The organism is Chitinophaga tropicalis, from assembly GCF_009758205.1.
In the GTDB taxonomy this organism is placed as follows: domain Bacteria; phylum Bacteroidota; class Bacteroidia; order Chitinophagales; family Chitinophagaceae; genus Chitinophaga; species Chitinophaga tropicalis.
This window is the reverse complement of the sequence record NZ_WRXN01000008.1, coordinates 39,707-53,784: the sequence shown is the minus strand read 5'-3', so window position 1 is coordinate 53,784 and position 14,078 is coordinate 39,707. Positions and strand designations below refer to the sequence as shown.

Here is a 14,078-nt window from a genome sequence, read left to right as displayed (position 1 = left end):
TATGGCATCGAAAACTCTTTTTACGTACGATCTGCAGCCCTCAAACGTGTTTGTAGGCACCACTATTAACATGACACTTACCATCACCAACCCTCCCGATGGCAACGATGTTAAATTTACAGGAGGCCCCCATGGGGATGAAATAGACATCACTTTCCCCCCTGAACTGGTCACTTCCACCTCGTTCCAGTCAGAATCGCAGACGGCAGCTTTTGTATGCGGTAAAGTGACCAACACCAACTACTTTGCTATAAAGGCAAAGACCGGCGCTGGAAGCACCCTGATGCCGGGCGATAACATAGTGGTACTGTTCAAAGGAGTGCCCATCAACGGCACCGTAGGGTCGGCAAACGTAACCGCCGCCGAATATATAGGATCGCATGAAGGAAGCGCCTCCATGAACGTCACCAAACAACCGGCGCAACTGGCCATCATAGCCTGGCTGCAACCGCCCGTAGTAGGCCAGGGACAGCTATCTACACTCTACTGGCAATCCATGGGGGGCATCGAGGTAAAGATCATAGGCTTCCAGGGCAACCCCGCTATCAGGACATTCCCCGTACAGGGAGATCCTCCATACCCCGGCAATTGCGATGTCTATGTACCGGACGATAAAGACCAGTGGATCTATACAGCACAGGTACTTACCGGTGATGGAAAGCACGCAGAACAGGAAGTAACACTCACACAACATGCCCCCTACATTACAGAGTATAGGTCAGATCCCATTATCACTACGCCTATCAGCGTAACAGATAACGTAAAGCTGATCTGGAAAGCCCTGTATGCTGCCAGCACAGCCGTTCAAAAACCCAATGGCACCGTACGGCCAGTCATTTCAGAACTGGAAGTTACACCCGGCCAGGACCTGCTGGAAGCCTACCAGGGTAACTACGAAAGCATGCCCGACACCGCTTCTTATATCCTGACAGCCTTCGGCTACAGGGAGAATCCACAGGAAACACTGTCATTCCGCTTAAAGCCTGTAGAACTGGCTTATTTCAAATACACACAGAAAGATGCAGGCGGGAAACTGTCAGCGCCAGCCTTCGCTACCGTCCCCTTTGGATGGAGAGCCGCACGCATGGTACAAACCACCAATCTCAACACACTGACCATCTTCCAGCCGGGCGGATACAGCGATGTCTATTACCTCGGAAGCGCCGATACCACACATCCGCAGATACAATATTTCAACGCCGAAAAAGGCGCCGGCGATGAATACACTTTCAGCTGGGTAACCGCCAATCTCAATAGTCTTGCGCTCAACCCGGGCAACTATAATATAACCGGCGCCGATATAGGGAATGGCTCTAAAAGCCTGAAACTGGAAGCCGGAACATATACACTTAACGGAACAGGCACGGACGGTACACCCATCCAGAGCCTCCTGACTGTACCATACACGCCGGCAGCAAGAGAACTCCGCACTCCGCAAAAGATCCACAACTATTTCGCTCCATCCACCGCAAACAAACAGGACGCAAAGAAAGTCATCAAACAGCTCACTTACGATGATATCTGGCGCCTGCCTCCCTTCCGGATCACAGAAGGTTCTGTAAGCCTCGTACTGGAAAATACAGTAGCCGGCGGCGGTAGAATGTGGGGCATTCACGTGAACGGCATCCAGCACCGTAACGTCATCGCCGGCATTCATGTACACGGCAGCCTGAGAAAAGGAGAAAAACAGAAAAAAGTGGAAAGCCTGGTTAAAAAAGCGCTGGAAGAAGGATTGCAGAACGGTAGCAACATCCTGGTAGACACATCTTATTCTTCACAATAAAACCTATCATCATGGAAAATCAATCCTTAGATCCCAATTTAGGGGCAGCATCCGAAACAGAACTATTTAACGACCCCAATTGTACCATCACCATTGTTAATACCGGTCCTATAAATAACTATCACGTACCCAGCCCGGCTAATATCCAGGATGCTACAGATGCCATCTCCCAGCTGGTATTTGCAGACATCTGGCGCCTCCCTCCCTTCAGGATCTCCGTACGTACTGTAAGACTGGACGTACAGGGAGCAATAGCCGGCGGTGGCCGTAACTGGCAGGTACAGATCAACGGAATATCCGGGGCCTCTACTATCTCCGCCATTATCGTTCAGGGAAACCTGGCAACAGCTTCTACTGAAGAAAGAAGAGCTTACGTACAGCGTATGGTGAGGAACGCACTTGTGCAAAGCCTCAATACCGCCCGTAGCATGGACGTTAATGGACCTTGCCGTTAATTGTAAGTACAACCCGTATAAACAGGGTAAACAGCAGCAGTCGCACACTCCCGTTGCGGCGCTGCTGTTTTAAGCTAATATGTATATGGATAAAAGAACTATTGCAGACCTTATTTTACAATTCCCTGCAAACAGGGAGAATGACAATGTATTTGTTTTCCTGGACAACGAAGGAAAAGAAGAACAGGTATTTACCTTCAATCAGCTGCGCGAACAATGTACCCGCATCGCACAGGACCTGTTAACCGTATGTAACCCGAAAGAGATAGTATTACTGTGTGCCGGCACACAGGCAGAATTCACGCTCAGCTTCCTGGGTTGTATACTGGCAGGCGTCATCCCCGCACCAATACCGCCCATCAGAAGCGTGAGGGACAGGACCGGCATGGGCCGCCTGAAAACCATCCTGCAGAAAGAACAGATCAGCAAAGTGCTGATAGCAGAAGAATACCGGGAACAGTTGAACGGCACAAACGCAGAAGTACTGACACTGGCCTCATTACAAAAAGAAAACAATTGCAAGGCAACGTTACCGGATATATTACCCGGTGATATTGCCTACATCCAATATACTTCCGGCTCAACTACGTATCCCAAAGGAGTAGTGCTGCGGCATGAAAATGTGATCAGCAACCTGGCATTCATGTACCGTGTGTTTAACCGGCAGGAACTGGTAAGAGTAGCCGGATGGCTGCCTTTCCATCACGATATGGGTTTGCTGGGGCATCTCTTCACCGTACTGTTCGAAAGCGGCTTCGGCGTATTTATGCCGGCCACTTCCTTCCTCGCCTCTCCAACAGCATGGCTGCAGATGATCAGCGATTATAAAGCCAACGCCGCCGCTGCTCCGGCCTTCGCATTTGAGCTATGCTGCCGCAAAGCACAACCCACAATGGATCTTGCCAGCTGGAAATACGTTTACGTCGGCGCCGAAACAGTGCCCGTTGAAACCCTGAACAGCTTTGCCGCAAAATTTGCCCCGGCCGGCTTTGACAGGAATGCCTTTAAACCAGTGTACGGGCTGGCAGAAGCCTCCCTGCTGGTAGCGGGTGGAGGAATGGGGATGGAGGAACTGGATACAGCCATATACAGGAAACAGGTAGACCGCCGGCAGATAAGACTCATGACTCCCTATGCCATCGATAACGAAATAAACATCACCATTCACAGACCCGATGGCAGCCCTTGCAGCGAAGAAGAGGAAGGAGAAATATGGACAGAAAGCAACTGCAACTTTTCCGGATATCTTGGTGAGCTGACTGATTCCCGCCTGCTAAAGACAGGCGACACAGGATTTATCAGAGGGCCTTATCTATACCTGACCGGACGCCGGAAAGAAATGATCATCGTACGCGGTATAAACTACCCGGCAGAAGACGTGGAACAGACCGTACGTATAGACCAGGAGCTATTACAACTGTATCATCATACAGCATGCGCCGCATATACAGACAACAATAAAGAAGAGTTTTACATCTTCCAGGAAGTGCACCGCCACAGCACACAGGCACAGCTGCAACAGGTAGCGGCAAAGGTCCGCACCAACCTGGCGGAAGCATTTGGTATTACAGCTACAGGTATCATACTGATCCCTGCCGGATGTTTACCACGTACCAGCAACTACAAAATATCAAGAGCTGCCTGCATCCGGCAATACCTGGATGGAAAACTTCCTATCCTGTATCCTTCCCCAAACATCATTAATGAAGAAGATACCGTGGTGATAGTAGGCATGGCCTGCCGCTTTCCTGGCGGCGCTGACACCCCGGAGAAATTCTGGGAACTGCTCAGCACAGGCACAGACGCTATCAGCGAAGTACCGCCGGAACGTTGGGATAATAACGTTTTTTATGATGCCCGCCCTGCCGTACCGGGCAAGATGAATACAAAATGGGCTGGGTTCATTGATAAGATAGACCAGTTCGATCCTGCATTGTTTGGCATCTCTCCCTACGAAGCGCCTGAGCTGGACCCGCAACAGCGACTGCTGCTGGAAACCTCCTGGCGCCTGCTCGAACATACCGGCTGGAAGAAAGAACGCCTGGAAGGGTCAGATACCGGCGTTTTTGTAGGGGTGTCTACTAACGATTACCTCTATATGAAGATCAAGCTCATGCCAGGCATGGAAAGCTTCAACGCCTATTCTGGTCTGGGCAACGCCAACAGCATAGCGGCCAACAGGCTGTCCTATTTCTATGACCTGAAAGGTCCCAGCCTCGCAGTAGATACCGCCTGCTCATCTTCGCTCACAGCCCTGCACCTGGGCGTAAGCGCTATCCTGAATGGAGAATGCACACAGGCAATAGTAGGAGGGGTGAACGCCATCCTTTCTCCCGGCCCCACCATAACCCTGTCCCAGTTTGGCATGATGTCGCCCGCAGGCCGCTGCAAAACATTCGATGCAAACGCCGATGGGTATGTACGGGCAGAAGGTTGCGGACTGGTAATGTTGAAACGCCGCTCCGCCGCCCTGCGGGACGGAGATAAGATACTGGCTGTAGTAAGCGCCTCAGCCACTGGACAGGACGGTCGTAGTCCAGGCATAACTTTCCCCAGTGGTGAAGCGCAAGCCAGGCTCATAGAAAGGACTTTGAAAGAAGGAAATATCAACCGTGCAGATATCTCCTGTATAGAAGCTCATGGCACCGGTACCGCCGCCGGCGATCCCGTTGAAATGGCACAACTGGCCAGGATCTACGGCAACGTTGAAGGCGCTCCCTGCTACGTGGGCTCCGTCAAAGCCAGCATCGGCCACCTCGAAGCGGCAGCAGGCATCGCAAGCGTGATCAAATCCATCCTCATGCTGCAGCATGGAAAGATCCCCCCTCAGCTTCATTTTGATCAATTAAATCCCAACATCCATCTGCAGGGCACACGCCTGCACATACCCACCCGGCTTACCCCCTGGAACGTTAAAAAGAAACGGATAGCCATCAGCTCCTTCGGATTCGGCGGCTCCCTGGCACATACTATACTGGAAGAACCACTTTCAGCACCAGCCTATAGTAACGGAATAGGGCATACATTAGCATATGCTTCCCCCTTTGCACTGTCAGCCATGACTCCCGGCGGACTGGATGCCCAGATAGCCCTCTGGCAGAAATGGCTGGAACAGGGAACATCTCTGTCAATCAACGATATCTGCTACACCCAGCTGAGAGGACGTACCGACCTGAAATACAGGCAGGCCTTCCTGGTCAGCTCCATAAATGTTTTAAAAGAACGCCTGGCGGCAATGTCCGGCAGTACATTGACCACAACAACAGATGACGCCGGGAAGATCTGCTTCCTCTTCACCGGCCAGGGAGAACATTACCTGCATATGGGCAGGGAGCTCTACTTCCGCTATCCCGTTTTCCGGAATGCCTTTGACCGCTGCGCCAGGGCGCTGGATAAAGAAGACCAGATCCCCCTGTGGCGTCTGGCCTTTGAAGAAGAAGATACCAGCCTGTGGAGCGATCGTTACATGCAACCCATCCTCTTTGCCGTACAATACGCTTTAGGCACACTTTTACAGGAATGTGGCTGCGCACCTCATGTTCTGCTTGGACATAGCCTCGGAGAATATGCCGCCGCCTGCCTGGCAGGATGCTTTGAACCGGAAACCGGCATGCTGATACTGCATAAAAGGGCTGAACTGATCAGCACCATAAAAGATACCGGTACTATGGCAACAGTATTCACCAACGCTGCCACAGTCCGCGAAATGATCAACCCTGAAAAGATCTCCATCGCAGCCGTGAACAGTCCCCTGAAAACTGTTATTTCCGGGCATGCAGAAGATGTACACCTGGTACTTGAAAAATGCCGTGCTGCAAACATAGAAGTATACCTGCTGAAAACAGATCAGGCCTTTCACAGCCATATCATGGACCCCGTACTGGAGCCATTCTACCAGTACCTTCAGAAATTTACTTTCAAAGCGCCGGATAAGTTATGGATATCTTCCCTCCACGGTGCTGTTATGCAGGATGTTCCGGATGCAGACTACTGGGTAGCGCATTTGCGGCATACAGTAGAATTTTATGAAGCCGCGCAGGTCATATCAACATTAGATATCGCTCACTTTATTGAAGTAGGACCAGGCAGCAGCACATTGGTAGCTATCAACGATTCAGGCTGCAAAAGCGAATCTTTATTACGTACACTGAATATCAAAAAGGGCGACAGAACAGAAGGATACTTCCTGCTGGACGCACTCTGCCAGCTATACCGCAAAGGAGTGAACATACGCTGGGAACCACTGTTAACAGGCAACTTCCAGCCCTCACTCATCCCCGGGCAGAAATTCGAGCATCGCTCTTACTGGCTGGAAGGACTGAATGCAGAACGCTTATCTGCATTTGCATCGCCGGAAAAAATACCAGCTCCTGCACAGCTGCCCCAGTCAGATTACCACTACCAGGTAACCTGGAAAGACAGTGGCGCACTACCCGCAGCGGGTCTTGAATCAGCATTGGAAGAACCCGCAAACTGGCTGGTAATAGGGGCGGCCGGCAGCATGACAACCACGTTGCTGCAGAGGCTGAAGGCAAAACAAAAAAGCGTTCACTGGATCAGCACATCCTCTGCCAAAGCAGACTTCCATCTGGGCAACACCAGTCCTGAACAATGCAGTGCAGTACTGGACAGGATCTCCAACCTGCATCGCCGGGAGAACAACAGGGAATGGAAGATGCTCTTCCTGGCTGGTCATAGTACCGATACCTCGCTGGAACAATACATTGCCGATACTAACGGATTACTGATCTCCCTGCTCCAGGCAGCAAAAGAAAACGCATTGGTAATGCCTGTATGGGTCATCACCACCGGCTTACAACAGGTAATAGCAGGCGAGGGGATCAACCTGGCTGCGGCGCCGCTCTGGGGCTTTTCACGCACCCTCTTCCTGGAACATCCCGAATGGAGAGGAGGTATGATAGACATCAGCGACGCCTCCACTGCCGATGAAGTATTACAGAAGGTGTTAAAGCCGGAAGGTGAACATTGCATCGCTATCAGGAACGGGAAACAGTACATCTGCCAGCTGGAACACGTTAAACGGCTACGCAGCAACGTCGCTCTCCGTGCAGACGGTGCTTATATCATCACCGGCGGTATGGGCGGACTGGGCCTGCAATGCGCCGGCTGGCTGGTATCAAAGGGCGTAAAACATCTTGTGCTTACCGGCAGGAGAGTACTGCCTGCTGAAAGTAGCTGGGAATCACTGACAAACACTGACAGCAATTATACTATCGTACAACAACTCCTGGCCTGGAAGAACGGCGGAGTAAAAATAGACATCATCTCGGCAGACATTCGGGATACCGCATTACTGGAACAGCTCTTCGCCGGACTGGATGAAAGGAACATACCGGTACGGGGAGTGATCCACGCCGCCGGCGTGAACTGGATGTCAAAGATCATGGACCTGGACCGTAATAACTACCTGGACACCCTGCGGATAAAAGTGTCCTCCTCATGGACCCTGCACCGCTTAACAGAACATCGTGACCTGGACTGCTTCATCCTCTTCTCTTCCGTATCTGCACTATGGGGCTCGGTAGAGCTGAGCCATTACACAGCAGCCAACTACTTTATGGATATGCTGAGCCTTTACCGGGCTGACCGCCAGTTAAAGACCTGCAGCATTAACTGGGGCCCCTGGGATGAAACCGGGATGAGCGCTGCCGGCAATGAAAAAGAGGTCCTGCAGAAACTCGGCTTCCGTTTACTCCCGCCTGCCAAAGCCCTGGAATGTATGGAAACTGAGCTGGCGGCCGGCGCCCCATATTCATTGATAGTAGACGCCGACTGGAACAAATTCCGCCTGTTCATAGATTTCTCCCTGCAACCCTCCCTGTTCAGTGAAGTGATTGGCAAGGGCGAAAAAACAGAACAGCCCCGGCACCGGGATATCAACAGCATCCTTACCAGCACGCCGGAAGAGGCGCGGAGCATGATAGAAGATATCGTAAGGCGGGAACTGAGAATGGTGATGCTCATAGAATCAATGGACGCAATAGACGCCGGACAGCGTTTCAATTTCCTGGGCATGGATTCCCTAATGGCCATCACCTTCGTTACAAAACTCCAGGAAGACTTTAACTGCAAGCTGCCTGCCACACTCGTATACAATTATCCCACTATCGCGGCCGTACGTGATTTTATCTATGACAGCATTTACCTGGAAAGAGCACAATCCCATGTTACTGAAGGTAAAGGGTTCATTGTACTACAGGAAGGAGCGGCAACACGCAGAGCAAGACTGCTTTGCTTCCCATATGCCGGTTCCGGCGCCTCTATCTTCGGCAGGTGGGCCGGCGCCTTCGGAAACGATGTGGAAGTAGTGGCTGTACAACCAAGAGGACGGGAAGAAAGAAGCCATGAAAAAGCCTTTACCGATATCAGGCCATTGATAGATGACCTCCTGAATGATTATCATGATGGGGAAGAAGACTTCTACCTCTTCGGCCACAGCCTGGGTGCCTTAATGGCCTATGAATTTTATACAGCACTGAAACGCAGCAACAGGAAGCTGCCAAAAGGCCTGTTCCTGAGTGGTTGCGCAGCGCCTTTAACGCCTTCTGATACTCAGACATACCTGCTGGAAGAAGAGGCCTTTATTGAGGCTGTATTGAAGAATTATGAAGGAGAGGACAGCGTTACCCGCAGAATGGCTTTGAACCAGGGCACAGAACTGCTGAGGGCAGACCTCCAGGTACTGGAATGCTACCTGCCTGAAAAAGGGATGATAGATGTACCGCTCACAGTCATAGGCGGCTTGCAGGATACCCTGGTGCCTCCCGCAGAAGTAAAGAAATGGCAGGAACTGTCTGCCGCCGGCTTCTCTGTAGTATACCTGAACGGCGCGCACAACCTCCTGCAGGACCACTCTGACGATCTTATTCAAATCATTAAATCATCGATGAAATAATATGGAAAAGCAGCAACCCTGGTATAATGTTTTTGGCGGACGGTATATGGGAAAAGAGCCCGCCTTCTACGATAGATCAACCCTGCCCTGGATCAAAGAGCTGGAAGACAACTGGGAAGTGATCAGGGACGAAGTGTTTACCCTGATGGAAGAAAGGCCTGCCAGGCTGAAGCCCTATTTTATCAATAAGTCCATGTCTTTCCCGCCTAAGAAATGGAAAACGATGGGCCTCTGTTTCTGGAAGTTCACCATGCATGACAACTGCCGTAAATGCCCGGAAACAGTACGCATCATGAAGCGCATCCCTCACCTTACTTCCTGTTCGCTCAGCGTGCTGGAACCTCATTCCAATATCAACCCCCATCAGGGAGATACAGACGCTATTATCCGCTGTCACCTGGGACTCTCCGTTCCGGCATCGCTGCCCGAATGTGGCTTCCAGGTAGGAAAGGAGATCCGCCCCTGGGAAAACGGAAAGGCCCTGCCTTTCTGCGACGCACAAACACATACGGCCTGGAATAACTCAGACCGCAAACGCATGATACTCATTATCGATGTCGTAAGACCGGAATTTGCAGCCAGGGAGAACATGGTATGCGCACATGTGCTGGCATCTTCCGTACTCCAGATGCTTTATCAGCGCTTTGCCTTCCTGGGCAGGCAGAAGGGCTTTTTCAAAAAGCGTCTCTACGATCTGCTCAGGATAAGCATATGGCTTATCCTCCCCCTGCAACGCACGCTCTCATTCAGAACGCAGTCACGGCATGATGAAAAGAAACGGCAAACAGCCTTCGTGCCTTAAGCAGCCTGTTATCAGGGCTTCGCTGTCTCTACAGCCAGCAGGTACATTTCCATGCTCTGTCCTTCACCGGTCATCCATTCTTCATAAGAAGCTATGGCTGCCAATCTTTCTGCCTCTGTAACATAATTATCTTTCACCAGCTGTTTGCCCCTGCCGGCGGCTACCTGTATCCATATGTCGGCACGTGAAGAAAAAGAGGCTTCTCCTTTCTCCGTACGTTCTGACTGAGAACTTACATATACTTCATTAAATCCTATTTCCCTGAAAATACCGGTAAGGTTATCCGCAATGGCATTGTCAAAACCGGCATCCTTCCTCCACTGCAGAAAAGCATTGTAGAAGTGCTGCATAGGAGCGGGGATAGCGGGCTCCCATTTTATCTTTTCATGATTATAGTCAAGGATGGCAATAACGCCATTCTCTTTTAACAGCTTTTTCATTGCAAGCAATGCCGCTTTCGGGTCAGGCAGCCATTGCAGCACCCGGGCAGATGTAATAAGGTCGTATCTGTCCCCGTTGTCAAATGCTTTAATATCTGCCACACTGAATTGCAGGGAAGGAACATCCCCAAAATGCGCAGACGCCTGTGCTATAAGATCTTCACTTACATCAATCCCCGTCACCTTGCCCGAAGGTCCTGTTATTTCCGCAATGCCCCTGGTGATAGCGCCTGAACCGCATCCTACATCCAGCACATGCATGCCTGGCCTCAGGAATTTCAATAGGTTTTTATTATCAGCTTCAACCGTTCTTCTGTCCAGTACTTTATTAACGCCCGTTGGCATGTTGGCTCTTTCTGTGGAAATGTTCTGGGTCATGGAATTTATTTTATGCTGAAAAATATACAGCTTATCTCAAAAAAATAATAGCCTGTTTCAAAAAAAGTTCTCTTCTCCCTCTCAAAATCGCTTTCGCCCCAAAGTAGCGCTGTATTAGTTTAAAATAAAAACCTTACCAGGCAACTGGTAAGGTTCAAAAATTTTAGGGGTATAGTGGATCTTGGATTAAGGATAACTTATTTACGGGCGGTAATAGCTGCTAATTTAGCAACAATATCCTGGTTTGCATTGTAAGGTGTCCAATGTTCAATCCTTTTCAATTCGCCGTTAATACTAACTAATTGGGCTTCAACTTTATCAAATCTATTCTCAAACTTAACAGTCAGCCCTTGAATAGCGGCCATTATAGCCTCAAATTGATTTTCTGGCATCGCAATTTTTTTAAAATTTAAAAAATGAAATTACCCGAAATTAATTCATTTCACCGGATTTCCAACTATCAACAACAAGTTAGGAGGAATAACTAATTCAATGCTGCTTGTCCTTGAATATGAAAAGACAAAGATCAAATACACAGTAAAAAGGGTTATCCTTATTAAAGAATAACCCAGGTTAAATGGATGATGGAATGTACTATTCCGACCGTAAGCTCTTAACCGGATTACTCAACGCCGTTTTTATAGTCTGGGTAACTATCAGCACCGCCGTAACACCCGCCAGCGCCAGCAAAGTAACCACAAATGGTTCCGCCGTAATATTGATATGATAAGCATAGTTATCCAGCCATTTCTGCATAAGCATATAAGCAACAGGACAAGCCAGCAGGCCGGCTATTAATATGATCAGCATAAACTCCTTTGCAAAGAGTGTTACAATACCGCTTACAGAGGCTCCCAGCACTTTCCGTATACCTATCTCCTTCGTACGTTTCTGCACACTTAAAGATATCATTCCTGTCACGCCAAGCAACACAATGATGATAGATAGTATAGTAGCTGTATAAGCCGCTTTCTGCAGCTGTATCTCTGTCTTGTATACACGGGAAAGTCTTTCATCCATGAATTTATATTCAAACGGTGCCCCGGGCAGGAGCTCCGACCACTTACGCTGCAAAGCGGCAATAGATCCCGGAATATCTTTTGACTGCAGTTTAAAGGAGAAAAAGCGATAGATGTTGCTGTTCTTGATATGTGTAAAGAAGATAGGCTGAATAGCCTGTGCCATAGAAGAAAAATGAAAGTCTTTCGTTACGCCGGCTATAGTGAACGGAGTCCGGGCCAGGTCCATTCTCACCAGCTGTCCTATAGCATCTGCAGGATGCTCCCATCCAAGCGCCTTCGCCAGTTTCTCATTGATCACCACTTTGCTGCTGTCAACCTTCATCCCAGGATCAGTAAAGAATTTACCCTCACTCATCGGGATACCATAAGTAGTTGCATAGTGCTCATCTGAGCTTAACAGGTAAGATGTTATAGCCGTTGTGGAATCGGCAGAGGCATGATAAACATTGATGCCCTGGGAGTTATTGCCATCAGGCACTTCATAGGAAAGCGTTACCTCCTTTACTTCAGGTATAGACGCCAGTTGTGCACGGATGCCCTCCATACGGTTAACACCGGCTGGTGTCCAGTCCCTCGGTACCTGGGCTGATATCATGAATTCTTTATTATATCCCAGGTCCTTACTGAAGAACAGCTGTACCTGGTGGGTTATAATAAAAGCGCTGATAAGCACAACAGCTGCTGTAAAGAACTGGAATGCCACAAGCGATTTTCGCAGCACAACGTTTTCTTTCGCTGTTTTCAGTTTCCCTTTCAATGAATCTACAGATTGCATAGATGACAGTACAAATGCCGGGTATAAACCGGCAACCAGTCCTGTTACTATGATGATCAGGAAAGGGAAGGCCATAAAGTACAAAGGAAATGCATTCAACCGTGGAAGATCTTTACCCAGCACCTGCCCAAATGCCGGGCTGACCAGCAGGTATACCACAAACGCAAGTAATGTGGCAAAGAGAATGAGTATAGTAGATTCTGTCAGGAATTGCCAGATAAGCTGTTTCTTCAACCCGCCCAGCACTTTTCGTACGCCTATCTCCTTCAGGCGTGAAGAAGAACGGCTTACAGACATGTTAACGAAGTTGACTACAGCCATCAGTAAAATAAATAATACAATGACTGATAAAGTATATAACATTCGCTTCACCACCCCATTGAACTTTTCCAGGTGAAAGGTTTTAAGAGGCGCCAGGTGAGGGTGCATATCTGCAGCTATCTGTTGTGTTGAATGTGTTTTCAGCAAAGAGGCGATAGGCTTATCCAGTTGTTGTGGCGTAACACCATCCTGAAGTTCCACCATACTTACAATAAAAGGATTATCCCAGAATTCTATTCTCCGTCCAAAGAACGATGCAGATTCCAGTGGTAGATAGAACCCGTTGGCATCATCCTCCAGCATATGGGAAACGGAATTATCTCCATTGTAACTGATCACTGCAGTTATCATGAAGTCATGTTTTGAACCTCCAAAGTTCTCCATTGTAAGCACTTTGCCGGTTACATCTGTTTTTCCGAAGTATTTCAATGCTATTTTATCTGATATCACGACAGAGAAAGGATCAGCAAGAGCAGTGGCAGCATTGCCTGAAAGTACTTTGAATCCGTACATGCTCAGAAAGGTACTGTCGCCTATCTGTACGCTTTCCCTGAATGCTTTTTCTCCTAAAGAAACATTGGTGGTGATCCCATCCCAGCGATAGTAGTTCTTCACCAGTGTTGGATATTGTTCTTTCAGCGCCTTGGACAACATACCTACAGTAGCAAACTCATATCCCATATTAGGGTCTTTCCACTTGCTTTCAATAATATAATGGTTATCTACATTTTTAACGCGCTTATTTACCTGCAGCTCACTCCATACATAAGCGGCAATCAATATTGTGAAAGCAATACCCGTTGCCAGGCCTGTAATATTCAGAATTGAATAGAACCGGTTTTTCAGAATGTTTCTCCAGGCTATCCTGATGTAGTTCTGTAACATATGTCGACGCAGGTTTATTTTAGGCTTTTATTTTTCGACTGACTGCAGGTCAGCCTTCACTTCTCAAAAATTTGATTTCTCCTGCCGGCCGCAGGCCTTTCTTCCCTCAAAAAATTGATTTCGCCGAAGGCGAAATCAATTTTTTGCAATTCTCCTCGCTGCCTGGAACAAAGAAAATGCCGCTTTAATGCTTATTGATAATGAGTGTCTTATAATTTATAACTATACGAAACTGTCCGGTTTCGATGCACCTGCGTTCACTTCCGGGTTCCCTGCAACGTAACGGATAATCTCGGTCGGT

7 protein-coding genes are annotated in these 14,078 nt (G+C 48.9%); 4 read left to right on the top strand and 3 right to left on the bottom strand.

What is annotated here, in order from left to right; all coding sequences use genetic code 11:
* Window position 1: 1 nt before the first annotated feature.
* From GO493_RS18335 to GO493_RS18320, 4 genes are all read left to right on the top strand, one after another.
* The gene (locus tag GO493_RS18335) at window positions 2-1,783 is read left to right on the top strand and encodes a hypothetical protein (protein ID WP_157307681.1); all 1,782 of its coding nucleotides are present in this window, start codon (window positions 2-4) and stop codon (window positions 1,781-1,783) included.
* An 11-nt stretch (window positions 1,784-1,794) separates the two neighbouring features.
* On the top strand, window positions 1,795-2,238 hold the full coding sequence (locus GO493_RS18330; RefSeq protein WP_157307680.1) for a hypothetical protein: 444 nt from the start codon (window positions 1,795-1,797) through the stop codon (window positions 2,236-2,238).
* A gap of 85 nt (window positions 2,239-2,323) precedes the next feature.
* On the top strand, window positions 2,324-9,154 hold the full coding sequence (locus tag GO493_RS18325) for a type I polyketide synthase (RefSeq protein WP_198315754.1): 6,831 nt from the start codon (window positions 2,324-2,326) through the stop codon (window positions 9,152-9,154).
* Between the two features lies 1 nt (window position 9,155).
* A complete protein-coding gene (locus tag GO493_RS18320) occupies window positions 9,156-9,956 on the top strand; it encodes an aspartyl/asparaginyl beta-hydroxylase domain-containing protein (protein ID WP_157307678.1) in 801 nt (266 codons plus the stop codon).
* 11 nt (window positions 9,957-9,967) lie between these two features.
* On the opposite strand, the gene GO493_RS18315 is transcribed toward GO493_RS18320, so the two are convergent.
* The 3 genes from GO493_RS18315 to GO493_RS18305 all read right to left on the bottom strand — a co-directional run bounded on the left by GO493_RS18315 (window position 9,968) and on the right by GO493_RS18305 (window position 13,777).
* On the bottom strand, window positions 9,968-10,774 hold the full coding sequence (locus GO493_RS18315; RefSeq protein ID WP_157307677.1) for a class I SAM-dependent methyltransferase: 807 nt from the start codon (window positions 10,772-10,774) through the stop codon (window positions 9,968-9,970).
* Between the two features lie 197 nt (window positions 10,775-10,971).
* Window positions 10,972-11,166 (bottom strand): hypothetical protein, encoded by a 195-nt coding sequence (locus GO493_RS18310; protein ID WP_157307676.1) that lies wholly within the window; start codon window positions 11,164-11,166, stop codon window positions 10,972-10,974.
* A 202-nt stretch (window positions 11,167-11,368) separates the two neighbouring features.
* The gene (locus GO493_RS18305; protein WP_157307675.1) at window positions 11,369-13,777 is read right to left on the bottom strand and encodes an ABC transporter permease; all 2,409 of its coding nucleotides are present in this window, start codon (window positions 13,775-13,777) and stop codon (window positions 11,369-11,371) included.
* Window positions 13,778-14,078 lie beyond the last annotated feature (301 nt).